The organism is Pseudomonas chlororaphis, assembly GCF_001921865.1.
GTDB lineage: Bacteria > Pseudomonadota > Gammaproteobacteria > Pseudomonadales > Pseudomonadaceae > Aquipseudomonas > Aquipseudomonas chlororaphis_D.
In genome coordinates, this window is record NZ_MSCT01000004.1 from 23,266 (window position 1) to 49,282 (window position 26,017).

At 64.2% G+C, this 26,017-nt stretch carries 15 protein-coding genes; 10 read left to right on the top strand and 5 right to left on the bottom strand.

Translation table 11 applies throughout. The annotated features are described in order from the left end of the window. Window positions 1–187: 187 nt before the first annotated feature. Window positions 188–4,141 carry a trifunctional transcriptional regulator/proline dehydrogenase/L-glutamate gamma-semialdehyde dehydrogenase gene (gene putA / locus BTN82_RS02090; RefSeq protein ID WP_075117530.1) on the bottom strand — a complete coding sequence of 1,318 codons (3,954 nt, stop codon included), beginning with the start codon at window positions 4,139–4,141 and terminating at the stop codon, window positions 188–190. A gap of 461 nt (window positions 4,142–4,602) precedes the next feature. On the opposite strand from putA, the gene putP reads away from it, so the two are divergent. Both putP and BTN82_RS02100 read left to right on the top strand, forming a co-directional pair. Continuing rightward, the gene (gene putP / locus BTN82_RS02095; protein ID WP_075117531.1) at window positions 4,603–6,087 is read left to right on the top strand and encodes a sodium/proline symporter PutP; all 1,485 of its coding nucleotides are present in this window, start codon (window positions 4,603–4,605) and stop codon (window positions 6,085–6,087) included. 160 nt (window positions 6,088–6,247) lie between these two features. Further along, complete coding sequence (locus BTN82_RS02100) at window positions 6,248–7,084, top strand: 23S rRNA (adenine(2030)-N(6))-methyltransferase RlmJ (protein ID WP_075117532.1); 837 nt, start codon at window positions 6,248–6,250, stop codon at window positions 7,082–7,084. A 79-nt stretch (window positions 7,085–7,163) separates the two neighbouring features. Here the strand turns inward: BTN82_RS02100 and msrA are convergent, their stop codons facing one another. The 4 genes from msrA to aceE all read right to left on the bottom strand — a co-directional run bounded on the left by msrA (window position 7,164) and on the right by aceE (window position 15,501). Next, window positions 7,164–7,814, bottom strand: a complete 651-nt coding sequence (gene msrA, locus BTN82_RS02105) for a peptide-methionine (S)-S-oxide reductase MsrA (RefSeq protein WP_075117533.1) — start codon at window positions 7,812–7,814, stop codon at window positions 7,164–7,166. A gap of 74 nt (window positions 7,815–7,888) precedes the next feature. Further along, window positions 7,889–10,582 carry a putative bifunctional diguanylate cyclase/phosphodiesterase gene (locus BTN82_RS02110; RefSeq protein ID WP_075117534.1) on the bottom strand — a complete coding sequence of 898 codons (2,694 nt, stop codon included), beginning with the start codon at window positions 10,580–10,582 and terminating at the stop codon, window positions 7,889–7,891. 309 nt (window positions 10,583–10,891) lie between these two features. Continuing rightward, window positions 10,892–12,844, bottom strand: coding sequence for a dihydrolipoyllysine-residue acetyltransferase (gene aceF / locus BTN82_RS02115; RefSeq protein WP_075117535.1), 1,953 nt, complete (start codon window positions 12,842–12,844; stop codon window positions 10,892–10,894). 11 nt (window positions 12,845–12,855) lie between these two features. Beyond that, window positions 12,856–15,501, bottom strand: a complete 2,646-nt coding sequence (gene aceE, locus BTN82_RS02120) for a pyruvate dehydrogenase (acetyl-transferring), homodimeric type (RefSeq protein ID WP_075117536.1) — start codon at window positions 15,499–15,501, stop codon at window positions 12,856–12,858. A gap of 381 nt (window positions 15,502–15,882) precedes the next feature. Between aceE and glnE the strand changes: the two genes are divergently transcribed. From glnE to BTN82_RS02160, 8 genes are all read left to right on the top strand, one after another. Then, a complete protein-coding gene (gene glnE / locus BTN82_RS02125; RefSeq protein ID WP_075117537.1) occupies window positions 15,883–18,822 on the top strand; it encodes a bifunctional [glutamate--ammonia ligase]-adenylyl-L-tyrosine phosphorylase/[glutamate--ammonia-ligase] adenylyltransferase in 2,940 nt (979 codons plus the stop codon). Window positions 18,823–18,949: 127 nt separating this feature from the next. Further along, window positions 18,950–19,984, top strand: a complete 1,035-nt coding sequence (waaF, locus tag BTN82_RS02130) for a lipopolysaccharide heptosyltransferase II (RefSeq protein ID WP_075117538.1) — start codon at window positions 18,950–18,952, stop codon at window positions 19,982–19,984. Beyond that, complete coding sequence (gene waaC, locus BTN82_RS02135) at window positions 19,985–21,046, top strand: lipopolysaccharide heptosyltransferase I (protein WP_075117539.1); 1,062 nt, start codon at window positions 19,985–19,987, stop codon at window positions 21,044–21,046. Further along, entirely contained in the window at window positions 21,046–22,167 is a 1,122-nt protein-coding gene (locus BTN82_RS02140; RefSeq protein ID WP_075117540.1) for a glycosyltransferase family 4 protein, read from the top strand. The genes waaC and BTN82_RS02140 overlap by 1 nt, the downstream gene beginning before the upstream one ends. Next, window positions 22,167–22,973, top strand: coding sequence for a lipopolysaccharide core heptose(I) kinase RfaP (gene rfaP / locus BTN82_RS02145; protein WP_075117541.1), 807 nt, complete (start codon window positions 22,167–22,169; stop codon window positions 22,971–22,973). The genes BTN82_RS02140 and rfaP overlap by 1 nt, the downstream gene beginning before the upstream one ends. Then, the gene (locus BTN82_RS02150) at window positions 22,973–23,707 is read left to right on the top strand and encodes a lipopolysaccharide kinase InaA family protein (protein WP_075117542.1); all 735 of its coding nucleotides are present in this window, start codon (window positions 22,973–22,975) and stop codon (window positions 23,705–23,707) included. The genes rfaP and BTN82_RS02150 overlap by 1 nt, the downstream gene beginning before the upstream one ends. Next, window positions 23,704–24,456 carry a lipopolysaccharide kinase InaA family protein gene (locus BTN82_RS02155; protein WP_075117543.1) on the top strand — a complete coding sequence of 251 codons (753 nt, stop codon included), beginning with the start codon at window positions 23,704–23,706 and terminating at the stop codon, window positions 24,454–24,456. The genes BTN82_RS02150 and BTN82_RS02155 overlap by 4 nt, the downstream gene beginning before the upstream one ends. After that, entirely contained in the window at window positions 24,456–25,910 is a 1,455-nt protein-coding gene (locus tag BTN82_RS02160; RefSeq protein WP_075117544.1) for a lipopolysaccharide kinase InaA family protein, read from the top strand. Before BTN82_RS02155 ends, BTN82_RS02160 begins: the two co-directional genes overlap by 1 nt. Window positions 25,911–26,017: the final 107 nt, after the last annotated feature.

A 26,017-nucleotide genomic window follows, 5' to 3' on the forward strand; every position in this document is an offset into this window, starting at 1 on the left:
AAGGCGCCAAACGAGGGGCAGAGGTGTGTCAGTCACAACGCTTCGCGGGCAAGCCTCGCTCCTACAGGTATCGCGTAATCCTGTAGGAGCGAGGCTTGCCCGCGATGGCGATTTATCAGGCGCAGAAATGGGGCGGCATGAAAAAGGGCGCCGATGAGGGCGCCCTTCGTGTACCGCTACCGCCGGCTTAGCCGATGGTCATCAGGCTGGCGTTGCCGCCGGCCGCCGCGGTGTTGACGCTCAAGGCGCGCTCGATCACCAGGCGCTCCAGGGCAATCGCGGTTTCGCCTTGCGACAGGCCGTGCACGCCGACGATGGCGCCGGCGCGCTTGGCCACTTGCTGGCAGACCGCGCGCAGCTGGTCGGAGTCGCCGTGGTGCAGGACAGCGTCGAACACCACCTCGTCCTTGGTCCAGTCGGCCACACGCTGGATGCGCGCCTGTACGTCTTTCGGCAGGCGGGCATACAGCGTCTTGCCCGGCTCGCCTTCCGGCCATACCGCCGAACCGCCGACGGCCAGCACGGCCGCCAACTGGGCCAGCAGGTCGCCTTCGACTTCCGCCAGGCACAGCACGTGTTCGCGCGGCAGGATGGTGTAGCTGTTGCGCTCGCCGGTCGGGCCGGCCAGTACGCGGCTGACACCGCTCTGCGATTGCGCGGCGAACTGGCTGCACAGGGCGCCGAGGTCCGTCAGCTTGTTGCTCTCGGCCCAGGCTCGCAGGGCGCCGAGCGGCTTGCTCATTGCGTCGCGCAGGCGCACGTCCGGGGCGTTCAGCGCGTCGCCACGGGCGAAGGACTGCTCGATGGCATCGCTCGGACGGGTCGACAGCAGGCGGTACAGGTACAGCGGGCCGCCGGCTTTCGGGCCGGTGCCCGACAGGCCTTCGCCGCCGAACGGCTGCACGCCGACCACGGCGCCGACGATGTTGCGGTTGACGTAGACGTTACCGGCGTTGACGTTGTCGATCACCTTGGCGATGGTCTCGTCGATGCGGGTGTGCACGCCCAGGGTCAGGCCATAGCCGGAGGCGTTGATCTGCGCGATCAGCTGGTCGATGTCCTTGCGCTTGTAGCGCACCACGTGCAGCACCGGACCGAAGATTTCGCGTTGCAGCTCGTCGAAGCTTTCCAGCTCGATCAGGGTCGGCATGACGAAGGTGCCGCGCTTGATTTCCTCGCCGTCGGCGATCGCCACCTGATACACGTTGCGGCCTTTGTCGCGCATGGCCTGGATATGTTTCTCGATGCCGGCCTTGGCCTCGGCGTCGATCACCGGGCCGATGTCCACCGACAGGCGCTCCGGGTTGCCCAGGCGGCTTTCGGCCATGGCGCCCTTGAGCATTTCGATCACGCGGTCGGCGGAATCTTCTTGCAGGCACAGCACGCGCAGGGCCGAGCAGCGCTGGCCGGCGCTGTCGAAGGCCGAGGACACGACGTCGATCACCACTTGTTCGGTGAGCGCCGAGGAGTCGACGATCATCGCGTTCTGGCCGCCGGTTTCGGCGATCAGCGGGATCGGCCGGCCCTGGGCATCCAGGCGGCCGGCGACGTTGCGTTGCAGCAGGCGCGCGACTTCGGTGGAGCCGGTGAACATCACGCCCTTGACCCGATCGTCGCCGACCAGGCGCGCGCCGACGGTTTCGCCGCGGCCCGGCAGCAGTTGCAGCACGCCTTCGGGGATGCCGGCCTCGAGCATCAGGCGCACGGCTTGCGCGGCCACCAGCGGCGTCTGTTCGGCCGGCTTGGCCAGTACCGGGTTACCGGCGGCCAACGCGGCGGCGACCTGGCCGCTGAAGATCGCCAGCGGGAAGTTCCACGGGCTGATGCAGACCACCGGGCCCAGCGGGCGGTGGGCGTCGTTGCTGAAATCGTTGCGCGCCTGCACAGCGTAGTAGCGCAGGAAGTCCACGGCCTCGCGCACCTCGGCGATGGCGTTGGCGAAGGTCTTGCCGGCTTCGCGGGCCAGCAGGCCCATCAGCGGCTGGATCTCGCCTTCCATCAGGTCGGCGGCGCGTTCGAGGATCGCGGCGCGCTCGGCCGGCGGCGTGGCCTGCCAGATCGGCGCGGCGTTCAGCGCGCACTGGATGGCATTGTCGACATCTTCGACCGTGGCCTCTTGCACGTGGCCGACCACATCGCGATGGTCGGACGGGTTCAGCACGGGGGCCGGGGTCTCGCTGCTGGAAGCACAGCCGAGCATCGGCGCGGCTTTCCAGTTGTTGTGGGCGGTGGCCAGCAGTGCGCAGGACAACGACGCCAGGCGGTGTTCGTTGGCCATGTCGATGCCGGCGGAGTTGGCGCGCTCGCTGCCGTACAAATCGCGCGGCAATGGAATGCGCGGGTGCGGCAGGCCGAAGCCGCCTTCCAGGGTGGCCATCTGCTCGATCTGGCTGACCGGGTCGGCCACCAGTTCCTGGATGGAGATCGACTGGTCGGCGATGCGGTTGACGAACGAGGTGTTGGCGCCGTTTTCCAGCAGGCGGCGAACCAGGTAGGCCAGCAGGGTTTCGTGGGTGCCGACCGGCGCGTAGACGCGGCACGGACGGTTCAACTTGCCTTCGGCGACCTTGCCTACAACCTGTTCGTACAGCGGTTCGCCCATGCCGTGCAGGCACTGGAACTCGTACTGGCCCGGGTAATAGTTCTGACCGGCGATGTGGTAGATGGCCGACAGGGTGTGGGCGTTGTGGGTGGCGAACTGCGGGTAGATGACTTCCGGCACCGACAGCAGTTTGCGGGCGCAGGCAATGTAGGACACGTCGGTGTACACCTTGCGGGTGTAGACCGGATAGCCTTCCAGGCCCTCGACCTGGGCGCGCTTGATTTCGCTGTCCCAGTAGGCGCCTTTCACCAGGCGGATCATCAGGCGGTGACGGCTGCGGCGCGCCAGGTCGATCACGTAGTCGATCACATACGGGCAACGCTTCTGGTAGGCCTGGATCACGAAGCCGATGCCGTTCCAGCCGGTCAGCTGCGGCTCGAAGCACAGGCGCTCGAGCAGGTCCAGGGACAGCTCCAGGCGGTCGGCTTCCTCGGCGTCGATGTTCAGGCCGATGTCGTATTGCTTGGCCAGCAGGGTCAGCGACAGCAGGCGCGGGTACAGCTCGTCCATCACGCGTTCGTACTGGGCGCGGCTGTAGCGCGGGTGCAGGGCCGAGAGCTTGATCGAGATGCCCGGGCCTTCATAGATGCCGCGGCCGTGGGAGGCCTTGCCGATCGAGTGGATGGCCTGCTCGTAGGACGCCAGGTATTTCTGCGCGTCGTGCTCGGTCAGCGCCGCTTCGCCGAGCATGTCGTAGGAGTAGCGGAAGCCCTTGGCTTCGAACTTGCTGGCGTTGGCCAGGGCTTCGGCGATGGTTTCGCCGGTGACGAACTGCTCGCCCATCAGGCGCATGGCCATGTCGACGCCCTTGCGGATCATCGGCTCGCCGCTCTTGCCGATGATGCGGCTCAGGGACGAGGTCAGGCCGGCTTCGTTGTGGGTCGACACCAGCTTGCCGGTGAGCAGCAGGCCCCAGGTGGCGGCGTTGACGAACAGTGACGGGCTGTTGCCCAGGTGCGGCTGCCAGTTGCCGGTGCTGATCTTGTCGCGGATCAGTGCGTCGCGAGTGCCTTTGTCCGGGATGCGCAGCAGCGCTTCGGCCAGGCACATCAGCGCCACGCCTTCCTGGGACGACAGGGAGAACTCCTGCAGCAGGCCCTGGACGATACCGGCGCGGCCGCCGGCGCTCTTCTGGTTGCGCAGCTTCTCGGCGATACCGGCGGCCAGCTTGTTGGTGGCTTCGGCCATGGCGGCTGGCAGGCGTGCCTGCTCCAGCAGCATCGGCACCACTTCCGGTTCCGGACGGCGGTAGGCGGCGGTGATGGAGGCGCGCAGTACCGATTGCGGCAGGATGCTTTCGGCGAATTCGAGGAAGCACTGGTGGGCGTGGTCGGTCTGCACTTCGCCGGCGTCGTCGCTGTCGGCGCGGGTCGCACCGCTCAGCTCGGTCAGGGTTGCACCACCCTCGAGTTTTTCCAGGTAATTGAAAATTGCCTGCTTGATCAGCCAGTGCGGCGTGCGATCGATCGAGGTTGCGGCGGCCTTCAGGCGTTCGCGGGTCGGGTCGTCGAGTTTGACCCCAAGGGTGGTGGTAGCCATATTTTTATCCTCATGTTTGCCACGGTCGCGTGGCATCAGCTGGCGGCAAGATTAGCCGCGCGCCGAAAGAGGTGCAACCGGGTGCAACCGGTTTTTTATCGGAATAATAGGCAGCTCATCAGGAATTAAATTCCGGTTGTCTGGCAGCGCCTCTGCTTGGTGCTTTTAATTCTGGCGCTGCGGTTTTTTGCTCCCAAAAGGAGCAAAAAAGCCGCGTTCGCCGGAAAAACAGACTAGGTGCAACTTATTCGCACAAAACAGGTTGCACCTTCTTTGAGTTGTTGAATAGCATTCGCGCCCAAGGTGCAACCGGTTCTCGAGCCGGTTCATCGGCTGATGGCTTTCCTGGGGAAACATCAGTCATAAATGCGCGGAGTACCGAGTCGTCTTTCAAACGTAAGCGTTTGCAGAGCGGTGGTACTGACCGCCGCTACATAAAAACAAAGCCAGGGCGTAACTCAATGAGTGCAAGCAATCCAACCTTGATCACGTTCGTGATCTACATCGCAGCTATGGTGCTGATCGGCTTCATGGCCTATCGCTCGACCAACAACCTTTCCGACTACATCCTGGGCGGCCGCAGCCTCGGTAGCGTGGTGACCGCGCTTTCCGCCGGCGCTTCCGACATGAGCGGCTGGTTGTTGATGGGCCTGCCGGGCGCCATCTACATGTCCGGCCTGTCCGAGAGCTGGATCGCCATCGGCCTGATCGTCGGTGCCTACCTGAACTGGCTGTTCGTCGCCGGTCGCCTGCGAGTACAAACCGAACACAACGGCGATGCATTGACGCTGCCGGACTATTTCTCCAGCCGCTTCGAGGACAAGAGCGGGCTGCTGCGGATCATCTCCGCGATCGTGATCCTGGTGTTCTTCACCATTTACTGCGCTTCCGGCATCGTCGCTGGTGCCCGTCTGTTCGAAAGCACCTTCGGCATGTCCTACGAGACCGCGCTGTGGGCCGGCGCCGCGGCGACCATCGCCTACACCTTCGTCGGCGGTTTCCTGGCGGTGAGCTGGACCGACACCGTGCAAGCCACGCTGATGATCTTCGCCCTGCTGCTGACGCCGATCATCGTGCTGCTGGCCACCGGTGGCGTCGACACCACCTTCCTGGCTATCGAAGCGCAGGACCCGAGCAACTTCGACATGCTCAAGAACACCACCTTCATCGGCATCATTTCGCTGATGGGCTGGGGCCTGGGCTACTTCGGCCAGCCGCACATCCTGGCGCGTTTCATGGCCGCGGATTCGGTCAAGTCGATCGCCAACGCCCGTCGCATCTCCATGACCTGGATGATCCTGTGCCTGGGCGGCACCGTGGCGGTGGGCTTCTTCGGCATCGCTTACTTCTCGGCGCACCCGGAAGTCGCCGGTCCCGTGACCGAGAACCACGAGCGTGTGTTCATCGAACTGGCCAAGTTGCTGTTCAACCCGTGGATCGCCGGTGTGCTGCTGTCGGCCATCCTGGCGGCGGTCATGAGCACCCTGAGCTGCCAACTGCTGGTGTGCTCCAGTGCCCTGACCGAAGACTTCTATAAAGCCTTCCTGCGCAAGAACGCCTCCCAGCTGGAGCTGGTGTGGATCGGTCGCGCCATGGTGCTGGTGGTGGCCCTGGTCGCCATCGCCATGGCCGCCAACCCGGAAAACCGCGTACTGGGCCTGGTCAGCTACGCCTGGGCCGGTTTTGGCGCGGCCTTCGGCCCTGTGGTGCTGATCTCGGTACTGTGGAAAGGCATGACCCGCGACGGCGCGCTGGCCGGGATCATCGTCGGCGCCCTGACCGTGGTGCTGTGGAAGCACTTCAATCTGCTGGGCCTGTACGAAATCATCCCGGGCTTTATCTTCGCCAGCGTGGCCATCGTGCTGGTGAGCAAGATGAGCGCGCCGAGCGCCGGCATGGTCCAGCGTTTCGAAGCGGCCGAGCAAGACTACAAGCTCAACCACTGATCGGCAGTCGCTGACGCGGCGACCCCGCCGTGACGATAAAAGCCCGCATTCCCTGGGATGCGGGCTTTTTTGTGGGCGGGTGCCGGCCAGGCATGTGCCCGGCGCGACCTGACGCGGGCGATGGCACAGGGTAAACTTCGCCCCCTGCGCAGGAGCAACCATGAACTATCGTCACGCCTTCCACGCCGGTAACCACGCCGACGTCTTCAAACACCTGACCCTGACCCGCCTCATCGCCCTGATGTCGCGCAAGGAGCAGCCGTTCGCCTACCTCGACAGCCATGCCGGCATCGGCCTGTACGACCTTCAGGGCGATCAGGCCAACCGTACCGGCGAGTACCTGGAAGGCATCGCGCGCCTGTGGGGCGAGCAGGACCTGCCGGCGTTGACCGCCGACTACATGGCGGTGCTGCACAAGATGAACCCCGACGGCGAACTGCGTTACTACCCCGGTTCGCCCGAGCTGGCGAGGCGCCTGACCCGCTCCCAGGACCGGGTGCTGCTCAACGAAAAGCACCCTGAAGACGGCGTGCTGCTCAAGGACAACATGAAGGGCGACCGCCGGGTGGCGGTGCACCTGGGCGAGGGCTGGCATGTGGCGCGGGCGCTGCTGCCGGTGGCCGAGAAGCGCGCGGTGATGTTGATCGACCCGCCGTTCGAGCAGCTCGACGAGATGCAGCGTTGCGCCGCATCGCTCAAGGAAGCCATCGGCCGCATGCGCCAGACCGTGGCGGCCATCTGGTACCCGGTGAAGGACCAGCGCGCGCTGCGCCGTTTCTATCAGGACCTGGCCGGCACCGGCGCGCCGAAGCTGCTGCGCGTGGAGTTGCTGGTGCATCCGTTGGACACGCCGAACAGCCTGAACGGCTCGGGCCTGGCGATCGCCAACCCGCCGTGGGGCCTGGAGGAAGAGTTGCGCGAGCTGCTGCCGTGGCTGTCGCAGAAACTGGGGCAGACCCAGGGCGGCTGGCAGATGGACTGGCTGATCGCCGAATAGCAGTGGCGAGCTGCAAGCTACAAGCCGCAAGCTGAAGCGGGATCGCTTGCAGCTTGCAGCTAGAGGCTTGCAGCTGTTTTCAAATCGGACAGGTCACGCCCGTGCCGCCGATCCCGCAATAGCCTTCGGGGTTCTTCGCCAGGTATTGCTGGTGGTACGCCTCGGCGAAATACACGGTCGGCGCCTGTTCGATTTCAGTGCTGATTTCGCCCAGGCCGGCCTTCGACAGCTCGGCCTGATAGGTCGCTTTGCTTTTCAGGGCCGCGTCCAGTTGCTCCGGGGTGGTGGCGTAGATCACCGAGCGGTACTGGGTGCCGATGTCGTTACCCTGGCGCATGCCCTGGGTCGGGTTGTGCAGTTCCCAGAACATTGCCAGCAGTTCTTTGTAGCTGACCTTGGCCTTGTCATACACCACCAGCACCACTTCGGTGTGGCCGGTCAGCCCCGAGCAGACCTCTTCATACGTCGGGTTCGGCGTGAAGCCACCGGCGTAACCGACCACGGTGCTGACCACGCCCTCGCGCTGCCAGAAGCGACGTTCGGCGCCCCAGAAGCAGCCCAGGCCGAAGATCGCGAAGTCGACGTCCTGGAAGAATGGGCCCAGCAGCGGGGTTTCTTCGAAGACAAAGTGCCTTTCAGGCAGGGCCATCGGGGTTTCGCGGCCAGGCAGAGCTTGTTCTTTGGTCGGTAGCACGTTTTTGTTCACCAGAATTTCCGAGCGCAGAACCATGATCAGTCCTCTCAGTCAGGTTGGGGATTCAGTAAGGAGATAGACCTGCAGTTTGCCCGAGTGTTACAGCGCTGTCAGGCGATTGGGCCGCGGGGATAGCGTTTGAGCTTGTCGATCAGATCCGAGCCGGGGATCGGCCGGTCGAACAGGTAGCCCTGGCCGACATCGCAGCGGTGGCGGCGCAGGAAAGACAGCTGCTCCGCGGTTTCGATACCTTCGGCGACCACCTGGATCTTCAGGTTATGGGCCATGGCGATCACCGCCGAGGTGATTTCCATGTCGTCCTGGTTGGCGGGGATTTCATGGATGAAGCTGCGATCGATCTTGATGATGTCGATCGGGAATTTCTTCAAGTAACTGAGCGACGAATAGCCGGTACCGAAGTCGTCCATGGCCAGGGTCAGGCCGAGCTTTTTCAGCTGGTCGAGTTGCTGGTGGGTGTCTTCGGTGGCTTCCAGCAGCAGGCCTTCGGTCAGCTCCAGCTCCAGCAGCGAGGCGTGCAGTTGTTCTTCCTTGAGGATGGTGGAGATGGACGCCACCAGGTCCGGGTCGGAAAACTGCTTGGGCGACAGGTTGATCGCCACTTGCAAGTTGCCCAGGCCGGCGGCGGTCAAGCGCTTGCTCATGCGGCAGGCCTGGCGCGCGATCCATTTGCCGATCGGGATGATCAGGCCGGTCTCTTCGGCGACGCTGATGAACTGGTCGGGGCGGATCATGCCCTTTTCCGGATGGTTCCAGCGCAGCAGCGCTTCCATGCCCAGCAGGCGCCCGCTACGCAGGCACAGCTTGGGCTGGTAGAACACCTCCAGCTCGTTCTGGGTCAGGGCGCGGCGCAGGTTGTTTTCCACGAACAGCTTGTAGCTGGCCTCGGCGTTCAGGGCCTCGGTGAACACCTGGACCTGGTGTTTGCCGTTGGCCTTGGCCTTGTGCAGCGCCAGGCCGGCGTTGCGCATCAGGGTCTGCGGGTCGCGCCCGTGCAACGGCGCGCTGGCCAGGCCCACGGAGCCGGTGACGCTGATCAACTGGTTGTCGACGAACATCGGCTTGTCGAGGGTCATCAGCAACTGGCTGGCGATCTGTTGGCCGGCCTCCAGATCGGTGTCGTCCAGCAGCACGGCGAACTCGTTGCTGGCGAAGCGCGCCAGGCTGCCGCTCGGGCTCAGGCTGTTGCGCAGGCGCCGGGCCAGGCTGATCAGCAGCTTGTCGCCGGTCTGGTGGCCGAGGCTGTCGTTGATCCGCTTGAAATTGTCGATGTCCACCAGCAGCAGGCTGATGGGGCTGTCGCTGTCGCGGGCGAAGCGCTCGTCGAGGTTGCGGATGAACGCCGGGCGGTTGCCCAGGTTGGTCAGGTTGTCGGTGTAGGCCAGGCGCTCGATGCGTTGCTGGGCGAGCTTGGTCTGGGTGATGTCTTCGTAGATGCCGATGTAGTGGGTCAGTTCGCGGTTGTCGCCGTAGACCTTGGAGATCGACAGCTGGCCCCAGTACGGCTCCAGGTTCTTGCGTCGGCTCTTGAACTCGCCCTGCCAGCTGTTGCTCTTGGCCAGGCTGGAGGGCGCGTCGAATAGCAATTCGCTGAGGTTTTCCAGGGCCGGCAGTTCCGCCAGCCGATGGCCGTGGACTTCTTCGGTGCTGTACTGGGTGATCGCGGTGAAGCTCGGGTTGACGTACTCCACCACGCCGTCGCAGTTGACCAGCAGAAAGGCGTTGGCGCTCTGCTCGACCGCCCGCTGGAACAGGTGCAGGGCGCTGGTGGCGGTGCGCCGGTTGTGGTTGTTGATGACCTGGGCGAACTGGTCTGCCAGCTCGCCGGCAAAGGCGATCTCGTCGGATTGCCAGGCGCGGGTGGTGCCCACTTGTTCCAGGCACAGCACGCCGACCACCTGGCCGTCGATACGGATGCTGGCGTCGAGCATCGCGTTGATATTGCGTGGGCGCAGGCTCTCGGCCATTTCCCGGGTGCGCGGGTCGCGCATGGCGTTGTGCGCGTCGATGGCGCGGCTGGTGTGCAGGGCTTCGAGGTAGTCGGGGAAATCGCTGGCGTCGATCGCTTCCGGCAGCAGGTATTGCTGCAGGTCGCGGTGGTAGGCGCAGATGGGCACCAGCAGCTGGCCTTCGAGGTTCCAAATGCTGGCGTAGTCGATTTCGTAGATATCGCAGGCGCTGCGAGTGATCAGCTCGGCGGCTTCCAGCAGGGGGTTGTTGGTGCTGTAGCGCTGGCGGGCCAGGAGCAGGATGAGGTCTTGCTGGGCGCGCACCCGTTCGAGGTGCTGGAGTTGTTCCTGCTGGGCACGCTGGTTGAGTTCCAGGGCAATCTGCAGGCGGCTGTTCTGGGTTTCCAGGTCGAGCGCGGGGAGCTGCGGATCGTTTTCGAACAGGCCGTCGACGACCAGGAAGTAGCCGCGCAGCAGATGTCGATTGTGCTGTTTGTAGGCTTCGCCGAGCTCCAGCAGGCTGAGCGGGCCCTTGGCGGTGTGCAAGGTGTAGCGGATCAGGTAATGCGGACCGTGGGTCAGTTGCTGCTGGATCGTATCGTGCAACTGATAGCGGGCTTCCGGTTCCATCAGGCTGGCGTAGGGCGAGCCGACCAGGGCGCAGAGCTCGACGGCAGGCAGGCCGAACTGACGTTCGCAGTTGGGATCGAGAAACAGCAGGGCCCAGCTAGCTTCATTCAGCCGTTCGAAACGCAGCATGCCGAGCCGCGAGGGCACGGGCAACTGCGTCACTACCTCGGCCACCATACGGCTGGCGGCATCGGGTTGGCTTTTCATGGGGAAACTCGCTTGGTAAATGCAGATCGCGCCGGGCTCGCGCCCTCTTTACTGTTGCCTGCGGCAAGGTTGCATCATGCGGCACTGGCTGACAAGTGAGATGAAGGCTAAGTGCTATAAGAATCTATCGGCAGCGCGGCGGATTTCTGAAAACTAATAGTTGCCGGTATTTTGCCGGGCGTTAGCGGTGGGTCGGGGCCATTTTTCGCTAAAAAAAGCCCCGCCAAATTGGCGGGGTTGAGGTACGAGCGTGGCGCTCGAAAAGGTGCGGCGACCGGCTCCCTGATGACCAGGGAGCCGGCCGGCGAGTTACAGCAGAATGGTGCGGATATCCGCCAGCAGATCGCTCAGACGCTTGGTGAAGCGTGCGGCAGCGGCGCCATTGATCACTCGGTGATCGTAGGACAGCGACAGCGGCAGCATCAGTTTCGGCTGGAAGGCTTTGCCGTCCCAGACGGGCTGGATGGTTGCCTTGGAAACGCCGAGGATCGCCACTTCCGGTGCATTGACGATCGGCGTGAAACCGGTGCCGCCAATGTGCCCGAGGCTGGAAATGGTGAAGCAGGCGCCCTGCATGTCGTCGGCCGAGAGCTTCTTGGTCCGGGCTTTCTCGGCCAGGGAAGCGGCTTCGGCAGCCAGTTGCAGCAGGCTCTTCTGATCGACGTTCTTGATCACCGGTACCAGCAGGCCGTCCGGGGTGTCGACCGCGAAGCCGATGTTCACGTACTTCTTGCGGATGATCGCTTTGCCGCTAGGCGCCAGCGAGCTGTTGAAGTCCGGCAGTTCCTTGAGCAGGTGCGCGCAGGATTTCAGCAGCAGCGGCAGGATGGTCAGCTTGACGCCGGCCTTTTCCGCCACGGCTTTCTGAGCGATCCGGAAGGCTTCCAGCTCGGTGATGTCGGCCGAATCGAACTGGGTGACGTGAGGCACGTTCAGCCAGCTGCGATGCAGGTTCGATGCGCCAGCCTGCATCAGGCGGGTCATCGGCACTTCTTCGGTCTCGCCGAAGCGGCTGAAGTCCACCACCGGAATCGGCGGGATGCCTGCGCCGCCGGTTGCGCCGGCCGCTGCTGCCGGGGCTTCCTTGGCTTTCTGCATCATGGCCTTGACGTAAACCTGTACGTCTTCCTTCAGGATGCGACCGTGCGGACCACTCGGGCTCACCGCGCTCAGCTCGACGCCGAACTCGCGCGCCAGTTGACGCACGGCAGGGCCGGCGTGAACTTTCGCGCCCGCTGGGGCCGGGGCTGCGGCAGGTGCTGCGACTGGCGCGGCGGCGGCCGGTGCGGCTTCAGGCTTGGCGGCGGCAGCCGGGGCTGCGGCGGGCGCTGGAGCGGCTGCTGGAGCGGCGCCTTTGACCTTCAGCTTGAGGATCAGGTCGCCGGTGCCGACTTCGTCGTCCAGCTTGATCGAAACGCTTTCCACCACGCCGGCGGCCGGCGATGGGATTTCCATGCTGGCCTTGTCGGATTCCAGGGTGATCAGCGACTGGTCGGCTTCAACGCTGTCGCCAGCCTTGACCAGCACTTCGATGATCTTGGCCTTGCCGGCCGAACCGATGTCCGGAACGTGGATGTCCTGAACACTGTCAGCCACTGGAGCGGCCGGGGCTGCTGCAGGAGCAGGCGCAGCGGCAGCGGCCGGAGCAGCAGCCTGGGCTGGCGCGGCAGCAGCAGGAGCGGCAGCACCCGCCACTTCCAGGTCCAGGATCAGGTCGCCGGTGCCGACTTCGTCGTTGAGCTTGACGCTGATGGCCTTGACCACGCCAGCGGCAGGCGACGGGATTTCCATGCTTGCCTTGTCGGATTCCAGGGTGATCAGCGATTGATCAGCCTCGACCTTGTCGCCGACCTTGACCTGGATCTCGATGATCTGCGCCTTGCCCGACGAACCGATGTCCGGCACGTGCACTTGCTGAACCGAAGCGGCAGCAGGGGCTGCGGCTGCGGCTGGCGCTGCAGCAGGAGCAGCAGCCGGTTTGGCTTCAGCTTTTGCGGCAGGAGCAGCAGCCGGGGCCGCGGCAGCGGCACCCTCGACTTCCAGTTCCAGCAGCTCGTCGCCTTCTTTCAGGCGATCGCCCAGCTTCACTTTCAGGCTCTTGATGATGCCGGCCTTGGGGGCCGGAACTTCCATGCTGGCCTTGTCCGACTCCAGCGTCAGGATGCTCTGGTCGGCTTCGATACGGTCGCCGACCTTCACAAACAGCTCGATTACTTCACCTTCACCGCTGCCGATGTCAGGTACGCGAATGAGTTCGCTCACAAAAAATCTCCTCAGCAGTCCAGTGGGTTGCGTTTTTCCGGGTTGATACCGAACTTGGTGATGGCTTCGGCCACGACCTTAGGTTCGATGTCACCACGGTCAGCCAAGGCTTCCAGGGCTGCCAACACCACGAAATGACGGTCGACTTCGAAGAAGTGACGCAGCTTCTTGCGGCTGTCACTGCGGCCGAAACCGTCGGTGCCCAGGACTTTGAATTCCTTGGACGGGACCCACTGACGAATCTGTTCGGCGAACAGCTTCATGTAGTCGGTAGAGGCGATGACCGGACCTTTACGGCCGCTCAGGCACTCTTCGACGTAGCTCAGCTTAGGCTTCTGGCCCGGGTGCAGGCGGTTGCTGCGCTCGACTGCCAGGCCGTCGCGGCGCAGTTCGTTGAAGCTGGTCACGCTCCATACGTCTGCCGCCACGTTGAATTCGTCGCGCAGGATCTTCGCCGCTTCACGGACTTCGCGCAGGATGGTGCCGGAGCCCATCAGCTGTACGTGGTGCGCCGCTTCGCGGGTGTCTTCCTCGAGCAGGTACATGCCCTTGACGATGCCTTCCTCGGCGCCGGCCGGCATGGCTGGCTGCTGGTAGGACTCGTTCATCACGGTGATGTAGTAGAAGACGTCCTGTTGCTCTTCGGTCATCTTCTTCATGCCGTCCTGGATGATCACCGCCAGCTCGTAGCCGTAGGTTGGATCGAAGGTGCGGCAGTTCGGGATGGTAGCGGCCAGGATGTGGCTGTGGCCGTCTTCGTGCTGCAGGCCTTCACCGTTGAGGGTGGTACGGCCGGCGGTACCGCCGATCAGGAAGCCGCGGGTGCGGCTGTCGCCAGCGGCCCAGGCCAGGTCGCCGATACGCTGGAAGCCGAACATCGAGTAGAAGATGTAGAACGGCAGCATCGGCTGGTTGTGGCTGGAGTACGAAGTGCCGGCGGCGATGAAGGAGCTCATGGCGCCCGCTTCGTTGATGCCTTCTTCGAGGATCTGGCCCTTCTTGTCTTCCTTGTAGAACATCACCTGGTCTTTATCGACTGGCTCGTAGAGCTGGCCGACGGACGAGTAGATGCCCAACTGGCGGAACATGCCCTCCATACCGAAGGTACGGGCTTCGTCCGGGATGATCGGGACGATGCGCGGGCCGATTTCCTTGTCCTTGACCAGCTGCGCGAGGATCCGCACGAAGGCCATGGTGGTGGAGATTTCACGGTCGCCCGAGCCGTCCAGGATAGCCTTGAGGGTATCCAGCGACGGGGTCGGAACGCTGAAGCTCTGGGCGCGGCGCTGCGGCACGAAACCGCCCAACGCGGCACGCCGCTCGCTCAGGTAGCGGGCTTCGGCGCTGTTGGCTTCAGGCTTGAAGAACGGCAGGTTTTCCAGTTCTTCGTCCTTGACCGGGATGTCGAAACGATCGCGGAACGACTTCAGGCTGTCGACATCGACTTTCTTGGTGTTGTGCGCGGTGTTTTTCGCTTCGCCGGCGCCGGTGCCATAACCCTTGATGGTCTTGGCCAGGATCACGGTCGGCTGTTCTTTGTGGTTGACCGCTTCGTGGTAGGCCGCATAGACCTTGTACGGGTCGTGGCCGCCGCGGTTGAGCTTCCAGATTTCGTCGTCGGACAGATCGGCAACCATCGCCTTGAGTTCAGGCGTGTTGAAGAAGTGTTCGCGAACGAACGCGCCGTCTTTGGCCTTGTAGTTCTGGTACTCGCCGTCGATGACTTCGTCCATGCGGCGTTGCAGGATGCCGTCGACGTCTTTCGCCAGCAGCGGGTCCCAGAAACGGCCCCAGATGACTTTGGTCACGTTCCATTGGGCGCCGCGGAACACGCCTTCGAGTTCCTGGATGATCTTGCCGTTGCCGCGAACCGGGCCGTCGAGGCGCTGCAGGTTGCAGTTGATGACGAAGATCAGGTTGTCCAGCTTCTCGCGGCCGGCCAGGGAGATCGCACCCAGGGATTCCGGCTCGTCGCACTCGCCGTCGCCCAGGAAACACCAGACTTTCTGCTTGCCTTCCGGGATGAAGCCACGGGCTTCCAGGTACTTCATGAAGCGTGCCTGGTAGATCGCCTGGATCGGGCCAAGGCCCATGGACACCGTCGGGAACTGCCAGAAATCGGGCATCAGCCAAGGGTGCGGGTAGGACGACAGGCCAGTGCCATCGACTTCCTGGCGGAAGTTGTTCATCTGGTCTTCGCTGATGCGGCCTTCCATGAAGGCGCGGGCGTAGACGCCTGGCGAGGTGTGGCCCTGGAAGTAGATCAGGTCGCCGCCGTGTTCGTCGGTCGGGGCCTGGAAGAAGTAGTTGAAGCCGATGTCATACAGGGTCGCGCTGGAAGCGAAGCTGGAGATGTGACCGCCCAGGTCAGAATCTTTCAGGTTCGTACGCATTACCATGGCCATCGCGTTCCAGCGTACCAACGAGCGAATGCGGCGTTCCATGAACAGGTCGCCAGGCATGCGTGCTTCGTGGGTGACGGGGATCGTGTTGCGGTAAGGCGTGGTGATGGCGTAGGGCAGTTGCGAGCCGCTGCGGGTCGCGAGTTCGCCCATACGGGTCATCAGGTAGTGAGCACGGTCTTCGCCTTCTTTGTCGAGAACCGATTCCAGGGCGTCCAGCCATTCCTGGGTTTCGACGGGATCGAGGTCTTGCATGGCTTGCTCCAGGGCGGAAAGGCTTCCAGAATCGGTTGCCTGAGTTTGCGACTGGCCTTGTGGGCAGACGATAAAATTCTTGGATTGCCGGGGGTTGATACGGCGGCGTGTAGTTTTACTACAAATCGTCGGCCATTTCAGCCTTTCGGATGTATAGACGAGTAGTAAAACTACAGAAGATTGGCTTGTGGCCTCCCGCTGCGTTGTGAGAATAATCGTTACTGTTGGTCGATTTCCAACACCAATGAGTAAGAACTTGATGCTGGCTGCCAAAATAATAAAAATTTCAGCTATTTCTAACTTTTGTTCGACAGTCCTTCAAGGGCCACGCCCGCAGTATTTGCCCCGACCGCCTCTTTCTACGCCGATCAAGGATAGCCCATGAGCCTGCCCGCGCTTGCCGAAGTCCCAGCGATTCTCCTGCCTTTTGTCAGCCGTTCGGAGCAGTCGTTCCGTAGCGCGGTGGCGGCCCTGGAGGACGATCACGGACTGGGCGCCTGGACCGCCGAGCGCTGGGCCGGGTTCGCCCGGGTCAGCGCCGCCAGCGACTTTTTCATTGAACAGAGCCTGCGTGACCCTTTGATGTTGCTGGAGCTGGTGCGCGAGGACGAACTCGACCGCAGCTTCGGCGCGGGCGAGCTGTGTGCGCAGATCGCCGCCGCGGTGCAGCAGGCGGCCAGCGAAGACGAACTGGGGCGGATCTTGCGGCGCCAGCGCAACCGTCATCAGGTACGGATCATCTGGCGCGACCTGACGCGCCAGGCGGATCTGGTGCAGACCTGCCGCGACCTCTCGGACATGGCCGACGCCTGCATCGACCAGGCCTATCGATGGCTGTACCAGCGCCACTGCGAGCAGTTCGGCGTTCCCACCGGGCGGCGCAGCGGCGAGCCGCAGCAAATGGTCATTCTCGGCATGGGCAAGCTGGGCGCGGTCGAACTCAACCTGTCGTCCGACATCGACCTGATCTTCGCCTACCCCGAAGGCGGGGAGACGGTCGGGGTGAAACGCGCGTTGGACAACCAGGAGTTCTTCATCCGCCTGGGGCAGCGCCTGATCAAGGCGCTGGACCCGATGACCGTTGACGGTTTCGTGTTTCGCGTCGACATGCGCCTGCGGCCCTACGGCTCGGCGGGCGCCCTGGTGCTCAGCTTCAATGCGCTGGAGCAGTACTACCAGGATCAGGGGCGCGACTGGGAGCGCTACGCGATGATCAAGGCACGGGTGGTGGCGGGCGACCAGGTGGCCGGTACGCAGTTGCTCGACATGCTGCGGCCTTTTGTCTATCGGCGTTACCTGGACTTCTCGGCGATCGAAGCGCTGCGCACCATGAAGCAACTGATCCAGCAGGAAGTGCGACGCAAGGGCATGGCCGACAATATCAAACTGGGTTCCGGCGGGATTCGCGAAGTCGAGTTCATCGCCCAGGCCTTCCAGCTGATTCACGGCGGGCGCGACCTGAGCCTGCAACAGCGGCCTCTATTAAAGGTGCTGACTACCCTGGAAGGGCAGGGTTACCTGCCGCCGGCGGTGATCGCCGAATTGCGCGAAGGCTACGAATTCCTGCGTTACACCGAGCATGCGATCCAGGCGATTGCCGACCGGCAGACGCAGATGCTCCCCGACAACCCGCAGGATCAGGCGCGCATCGCCTTCATGCTGGGGTTTGCCGACTGGGCGGCGTTCCACGAGCAATTGATGTATTGGCGCGGTCGGGTGGAATGGCATTTCCGCCAGGTGATCGCCGACCCGGACGAAGACGAAGGCAGCGAGTGCGAAGTGGTGGTCGGCGGCGAATGGCTGCCGCTGTGGGAGGAAGCCCAGGACGAAGAGGCCGCCTGCCGGCAGTTGCAGGAAGGCGGTTTCAACGACGCGCCCAAGGCGCTCAGGGCGCTGGCCGGCCTGCGTGGCAGCCCGCAATTGCGGGCCATGCAGCGTCTGGGGCGCGAGCGTCTCGATGCCTTTATTCCACGCCTGCTGGCCCAGACGGTGGAGCATGCCAACCCGGACCTGGTGCTGGAGCGCGTGTTGCCGTTGGTGGAAGCGGTCGCGCGGCGCTCGGCCTATCTGGTGCTGCTCACCGAGAACCCCGGGGCCCTGCGGCGCTTGTTGACCCTGTGCGCGGCCAGCCCGTGGATCGCCGAACAGATCACCCGCTTCCCGCTGCTGCTCGACGAATTGCTCAACGAAGGCCGGTTGTTCAAGCCGCCGTTGGCGCCGGAGCTGGCCGCCGAATTGCGCGAACGCCTGACTCGCATCCCCGAGGACGATCTGGAGCAGCAGATGGAAGCGTTGCGCCACTTCAAGCTGGCGCACCGCCTGCGGGTGGCGGCTTCGGAAATCGCCGGCAGCCTGCCGTTGATGAAAGTCAGCGATTACCTGACCTGGCTGGCCGAGGCGATCCTCGAACAAGTGCTGGCCCTGGCCTGGCGCCAGACTGTGGCCAAGTACGGCGCGCCGCAGCGCAGCGACGGTACGGTGTGCGATCCCGGCTTCATTATTGTCGGTTATGGGAAAGTCGGCGGCCTGGAGCTCGGGCATGGTTCCGACCTGGACCTGGTGTTCATCCACGACGGCGACCCACAGGCGGAAACCGACGGGCCGAAACCGATCGACGGCGCGCAGTTCTTCACTCGCCTGGGCCAGCGGATTATTCACCTGCTGACCACCCAGACCAACTCCGGCCAGCTGTACGAAGTGGACATGCGCCTGCGACCGTCCGGGGCATCGGGATTGCTGGTGAGTTCGCTGGGGGCGTTCGCCCGTTATCAGGAGAACGAAGCCTGGACCTGGGAGCATCAGGCGCTGGTGCGCGCACGGGTGCTGGTGGGCAGCCAGGATGTCGGCCAGGCGTTCGAGAAAGTGCGCGCGGCGGTGCTGGGCAAGGCCCGCGATTTACCCAAGCTGCAGCAGGAGGTCAGCGAGATGCGGGCCAAGATGCGCGACAACCTGGGGACCAGGGCGACCGCGGCCGGAACCGCGGCAAATGCCTTCGAGGCCTCGGCGCCGTTCGATCTCAAGCAGGACGCCGGAGGTATCGTCGACATCGAATTTATGGTGCAATACGCGGCCCTGGCGTGGTCGCAAGAGCACCCGTCATTGCTGCGCTACACCGACAATATCCGCATTCTGGAAGGTCTTGAGGACGTCGGGCTGATGCCCGCCACCGACGCCAGTCTGCTGCGCGAGGTCTACAAGGCCTATCGCTCCGCGGCTCACCGCCAGGCCTTGCAGAACGAGGCCGGGGTGATTGCCGGCGACCAGTTCGCCAGCGAGCGACGGGAGGTATTGCGGATATGGCGCGAGCTGGGGCTAAGCTAGCGTTGTCACAAAATGTACCCGACGAGCCGTGCGCGGCTCGTCCACAATGAGCTGGCGGTGAATGCCGCAGGGCTGGATTCTCGAGGCGGGGAGGCGTAAGCCTCCCCGGTTCGTTTTTGGAAACCACATGAATATTCTGATCGTTGGGCCCAGTTGGGTCGGTGACATGGTGATGGCGCAGACACTCTTCCAGTGTCTGAAACAGCGCCATCCTCAATGCGAGATCGACGTGCTGGCCCCCGAGTGGAGCCGGCCGATCCTGGAGCGCATGCCGCAGGTGCGCCAGGCCTTGAGCTTTCCGCTCGGCCACGGCGTGCTGGAGCTGGCGACCCGCCGGCGCATCGGCAAATCCCTGGTCGGCCAGTACGACCAGGCCATCCTGTTGCCCAATTCGCTGAAATCGGCGCTGGTGCCGTTCTTTGCCGGTATCCCGAAACGTACCGGCTGGCGCGGCGAGTTCCGCTACGGCCTGCTCAACGACGTGCGTACGCTCGACAAGGAGCGTTATCCGTTGATGATCGAGCGCTTCATGGCGCTGGCCTACGAGCCAGGCGCCGAACTGCCCAAGCCCTATCCGCGCCCGGACCTGCGGATCGACCCGCAGAGCCGCGACGCCGCCCTGGCCAAGTTCGACCTGACGCTGGATCGGCCGGTGCTGGCGCTGTGCCCGGGGGCCGAGTTCGGCGAGGCCAAGCGCTGGCCGTCCGAGCATTACGCCAAGGTCGCCGAACTGAAGATTCGCGAAGGCTGGCAGGTCTGGCTGTTCGGCTCGAAGAACGATCACGTGGTCGGCGAAGACATTCGCGCCCGGCTGATTCCAGGGCTGCGCGAGGAGTCGGTGAACCTCTGCGGCGGCACCTCCCTGGCCGAGGCCATCGACTTGCTGGCCTGCGCCGACTCGGTGGTGTCCAACGACTCCGGGCTGATGCACGTGGCGGCGGCGCTGAATCGCCCGCTGGTGGCGGTGTACGGCTCGACGTCGCCGGGCTTCACCCCGCCGCTGGCCGACAAGGTCGAAGTGGTGCGCCTGGGCCTCGAGTGCAGTCCGTGCTTCGACCGTACCTGCCGTTTCGGCCACTACAACTGCCTGCGCCAGTTGCTGCCCGACTCGGTGGGCGAAGCCTTGCAGCGGTTGCAGGGCACCGCGGTCGAGGTCCGGTAAGTGCGGGTACTGTTGATCAAGACCTCTTCCCTGGGCGATGTGATCCATGCGCTGCCGGCGTTGACCGACGCGGCGCGGGCGATCCCGGGGATCAAGTTCGACTGGGTGGTCGAGGAAGGTTTCGCGGAGATCCCGACCTGGCACCCGGTCGTCGACAAAGTGATTCCGGTGGCGATCCGGCGCTGGCGCAAGGATATCTGGCAAACCATCAAGAGCGGCGAGTGGCGGCGCTTCAAGCAGAGCGTGCGCGCGACTCAATATGACCTGGTGATCGACGCCCAGGGCTTGCTGAAAAGCGCCTGGCTGACGCGCTACGTCAAGGCGCCGGTGGCCGGCCTGGACAAGCAGTCGGCGCGTGAGCCGCTGGCGGCGCATTTCTATTCGCGGCGCCTGGCCGTTGCCCGTGGCCAGCATGCGGTGGAGCGGGTGCGCCAGCTTTTCGCCGTGGCGCTGGGCTACGACCTGCCCCAGGGCCTGGGCGATTACGGCCTGAGCGTCGAAAAGCTGATCGAGTTGCCGCGGCCCAAGCCGTTCGTACTGTTTCTGCACGGCACCACCTGGGACACCAAGCACTGGCCGGAAGCCTACTGGCGCGAGCTGGCTGAGCGCATGGGGCAACTGGGCGTCGACGTCCGGCTACCCTGGGGCAACCCGGCGGAAAAGGCCCGCGCCGAACGTATCGCCAAAGGCCTGGGCAACGCCACGGTGCTGCCCAAGTTGAACCTGGCGGGCGTCGCCAAGGTGCTGGCGCAAGCCCAGGCCTGTGTCGCCGTGGATACCGGGCTGGGGCATCTCGCCGCGGCGCTGGACGTGCCGACCATTTCCCTGTTCGGCCCGACCAACCCGGGCCTGACCGGTGCCTACGGCAAGGTGCAGATCCATGTGGGCAGCGATTTCCCCTGCGCCCCGTGCCTGCAGAAAAAATGCACCTATCAACCGACTGCCGAAGATCAGCGGCGGTTTGACCTGAAACGCGAGTGGCCGCTGTGCTTCACGCGCCTGAACCCTGAACGTGTCGCCAGCCGGCTGAGCAGGTTGTTACTGGCTGAGGAGCTGCGCTGATGCAATTGGCTTTTGTACTTTATAAATACTTCCCGTTCGGCGGCCTGCAACGGGACTTCATGCGTATTGCCCTGGAGTGCCAGCAGCGCGGGCATCAGATCCGTGTCTACACGTTGATCTGGGAAGGCGACGTGCCGCCGGGCTTCGAGGTGCTGGTGGCGCCGGTCAAGGCGTTCTTCAACCATCACCGTAACGAGAAGCTCAGCGCCTGGATGGAGGCCGACCTGGCCAAGCGTCCGGTGGACCGCCTGATCGGTTTCAACAAGATGCCCGGGCTGGACGTGTACTACGCCGCCGACGGCTGCTTCGAGGACAAGGCGCAGAACCTGCGCCATTCGCTGTACCGCCGCTGGGGCCGCTACCGGCACTTCGCCGAGTATGAGCGGGCGGTGTTCGCCCGCGACGCGAAGACCCAGGTGTTGATGATTTCCGAGGTCCAGCAGCCGCTGTTCATCAAGCATTACGACACCCCGGTGGAGCGCTTCCATCTGTTGCCGCCGGGGATCGCCCAGGACCGTCGCGCGCCGCCCAACGCCGCCGAGATCCGCGCCGAGTTCCGCCGCGAGTTCGCCCTGAAGGACGACGACTTGCTGCTGGTGCAGATCGGTTCGGGCTTCAAGACCAAGGGTGTGGATCGCAGCCTCAAGGCGGTGGCCGCGTTGCCGCCGGAGTTGCGCAAACGCACCCGGCTATTTGTAATTGGCCAGGACGACCCCAAAGTATTCCAATTGCAGAGCGCGGCATTGGGCCTGGGCGAGAACGTGCAGTTCCTCAAGGGGCGCAGCGATATCCCGCGTTTCCTGTTGGGCGCCGACCTGTTGATTCACCCGGCGTACAACGAAAACACCGGCACCGTGCTGTTGGAAGCGCTGGTCGCCGGCTTGCCGGTGCTGGTCAGCGCGGTCTGCGGTTATGCCCATTACATCGCCGAGGCCGACAGCGGCCTGGTGCTGGACGAACCACTGGAGCAGGGACAGCTCAATCAGTATCTGAACACCATGTTGACCGACGACGCTGCACGCGCGACCTGGAGCCGAAACGGCCTGGCGTTCGCCGAGACGGCCGACCTCTATAGCATGCCGCAGCACGCTGCGGATGTGATTCTGGCGGAGCAACACTGATGAAGCTGATTCTTGCCGAACCGTTCAAGACCCTCTGGGCCGGAGGCGATGCGTTCGCCGAAGTCGAGCGTCTGGACGGCCAGGTCTACCGGGAGCTGGAAGCCCGCCGTACCTTGCGTACGGAGGTCGCCGGCGAAGGGTTCTTCGTAAAGATTCACCGTGGCATTGGCTGGGGCGAGATCTTCAAGAACCTGCTCACCGCCAAGCTGCCGGTGCTCGGCGCGGGCCAGGAATGGCAGGCCATCCAGCGCCTGCAGGAAGTCGGCGTGCCGACCATGACCGCCGTGGCTTACGGCGAGCGGGGCAGCAACCCGGCCAACCAGCATTCGTTCATCGTCACCGAAGAGTTGGCGCCGACCATCAGCCTTGAAGACTTCAGCATCGACTGGGTCAAGCAGCCGCCGCAGCCCGCACTCAAGCGCGCGCTGATCGCCGAAGTGGCGCGGATGACCGGGATGATGCACCGCGCCGGGGTCAACCATCGTGACTGCTACATCTGCCATTTCCTGCTGCACACCGACAAACCGGTCACGGCCGATGACTTCAAGCTCTCGGTGATCGACCTGCACCGCGCCCAGACCCGCCCGGCCATCACCCGGCGCTGGCGCGACAAGGACCTGGCGGCGCTGTATTTCTCGGCCCTGGATATCGGCCTGACGCGGCGCGACAAATTGCGCTTCCTCAAGGGCTATTTCCAGCAGCCGCTGCGCCAGATCCTGCGCGACGAGGCGACCCTGCTGGCCTGGCTGGAGGGCAAGGCCAATAAACTCTATGCACGCAAACAGCGATACGGAGATGCGCTCTGATGGCGGGTTGGAACCTCGAGCCCGGGTATTCGGAGCTGGCGCAGGACTTCGGCAGCCTGGAGGCGGTGTTCGCCCTCGAGGGTGAACACCTGACCCGCGATCCGCTGTCGGAAGTCATCCGGGTCGAACGCAATGGCATCAACTATTACGTCAAGCGTTACACCGGCGCCGGCAAGAACCTGCGGCGCTACCTGGGCAAGCCGCGGGTCAAATCCGAGTGGCAGAACCTCAAGCGTTTCGCCAAGTGGGGCATTCCCACGGCAGAAGTGGTGGCCTGGGGGCTGGAGCGCCGCGGCCTGGCTTACGACCGTGGGGCGCTGATCACTCGCGAACTGCCGCACACCGAGGACCTGGCGATCCTGGCCGAGCGCAACGACCCGTTGCTGGCCGACCGGGCCTGGGTCGAGCGGGTCAGCCAACAGCTGGCGCGCTGCACGCGGATCATGCATGACCACCGTTTCACCCATAACGACCTGAAGTGGCGCAACCTGCTGATCGACGACGATGCCCGGCTGTACCTGATCGATTGCCCGAACGGCGATTTCTGGCGCGGTTTCTGGCTCAAGTACCGGATCACCAAGGACCTGGCGTGCCTGGACAAGGTGGCCAAGTATCATCTGTCGGCTACCCAGCGCCTGCGCTTCTATTTGCAGTACCGCCAGCGCAACCGGTTGAATGCCGCGGACAAGCAGCGCATCCGGCATGTGGTGAGATTTTTCGAGGGACGCGAATGACTGACTATCTGGCGGCCGAGGACCGTGCGCTGCTGGAGCGCCACGGCCTCGCCAGCTTCGACGCCCTGTGGGCCAAGCAGCTCGACGCGGTGGACGAACCCAACACCGCGGGCGGGGGTTGGAGCAGCGTGTATCGCCTCGACCTGGAAGGCCACGGTTATTACCTCAAGCGCCAGAGCAATTACCTGACGCGCACCCTGCACCGGCCTTTCGGTGAGCCGACCTTCGCCCGTGAGTTCCGCAATATCAGTCGCTACCGGCAGTTGGGGATCCCGGCCTTGCAGGCGGTGTTCTTCGGTGAGCGCAAGGTGGCGGGGGAAACCCGGGCGATCCTGCTGACCCGGGCCCTGGACGGCTGGAACGACCTGGACTCGCTGCTGCAGCAGTGGAGCCAGCTCAGCGAGGCCCAGCATGCGGCGATCCTGCGCGCCTGCGGCCTGTTGGCGCGGCAACTGCACGGGCTGCGCCAGGTGCATGGCTGTTTCTATCCCAAGCATATTTTCCTGCGGGCCACCGGCGACGGTTACCAGGCGCAATTGATCGACCTGGAAAAGACCCGTCCGTTGTTGTTCGGCCAGCGCGACCGGGTCAAGGACCTGGAGCCGCTGTTGCGCCGCGCCCCGGCCTGGGGCGAGGACGATGTGCGGGCGTTGCTCGCCACTTACCTTGAACAGCCGCGGGACAGCACGCTGGTCGATGCCTGGCTGGACCGCCTGAGCGCGCGTCGCAGCCATAAGGAGACCCGCTGATGCGCCTGTCCGAACTCCAGCGGGCCGGCCGTGCGCCAAGCCTGCCGTTGAGCCTGGAACTGGCCGACGCCGCCGGCCCGGCCACCCTGCAATTGCTCAGCCTGTTGCGGGTGCTGCCGGGGCAGCGTTATGTCGGCGCGGGTGTCTGGCGCGGCCGGCCGGTACTGGCCAAGTTGCTGGTGGGCGCCAAGGCGGCGCGGCACTTCCAGCGCGAGCTGCAAGGCGTGCGCTTGTTGGAGCAGCAGGGCCTGACCACGCCGCGGTTGCTGGCCGACGGTCTCCAGGAAGGCGAGGGCGGCTGGCTGCTGTTCGAGTTTCTCGAAGGTTCCGAGAGCCTGGGCGATGCCTGGAAACAGGTGGAGTCGTTGCCGGTGCTGGCCGATGAGCAGCAGGCGGTACTCGCCGAGGCGCTGGCGGCCATCGCCCAGTTGCATGGCCAGGGCTTGTGGCAGGAAGACCTGCACCTGGACAACCTGCTGCGCCATGCGGGCCAGCTGTACCTGATCGACGGCGCCGGGATCTGCGTGGAAGAGGCGGGCAAGCCGCTGTCCCGGCAGAAGGTGCTGGAGAATCTCGGGGTGTTTTTCGCCCAGTTGCCCAAGAGCCTGGAGCCTTTCACCGAAGAGTTGCTGGTGCATTACCTGCTGAGCAACGCCGAACATGCCTTGCCGCTGGAAGCCTTGCAGAAACAGGTGGACAAGGTGCGCGGCTGGCGCCTGAAGGACTTTCTCAACAAGGTCGGTCGCGAGTGCACGCTGTTCAGCGTGCAGCGTGGGCCTTTCGCCTTGCGGGCGATCCGCCGCGAAGAAGAGGCGGCGATGCTGCCGGTGCTGGAGCAGGCCGATGCGCTGCTCGATCGGGGGCATCTGTACAAGACCGGTGGCGCCGCCAGCGTCGGCCGGGTCGAGGCGCAGGGTCGAACCCTGGTGGTCAAGCGCTACAACATCAAGGGTTTCGCCCATTGGCTCAAGCGCTTCTGGCGCCCCAGCCGGGCCTGGCATTCGTGGCAGGAAGGCAATCGCCTGGCGTTCCTCGGCATCGCCACGCCCAAGCCGCTGGCGTTGCTGGAAAAGCGTTTCCTCTGGTTGCGCAGCCGGGCTTACCTGATTACCGAATACCTGGCGGGTCCGGACATCATCGAGCGCTTCACGCCCTACATCGACAGCGGCGCGGCGCCGGAGGCGGAGCTCAAGGCCCTGGACCAGTTGTTCGCCGGGTTGATCCGCGAGCGCATCAGCCATGGCGACTTCAAGGGGCACAACCTGTTCTGGCAGGAGGACCGCTGGGCGCTGATCGATCTGGACTCCATGTGCCAGCACCACAGCCTCGGCAGCTTTGCCCCGGCCTACGCCCGCGATCGCGCGCGCTTCATGCGCAACTGGCCGCAGGACAGCGCGCTGTATCGGGTGATCGACCAGCGCCTGCCGAAAACCGCCGAGCCTGTCGCGGCCTGACCCGTAAGCAGCCTGCGACCTGTAGCCGCTGCCGCAGGTTGCGCTCGACTCCGCAGCAGGCGCTGCTTTTGAGACCCTCGGAAGGCCCTTCGGGCCTTATCGCAGCC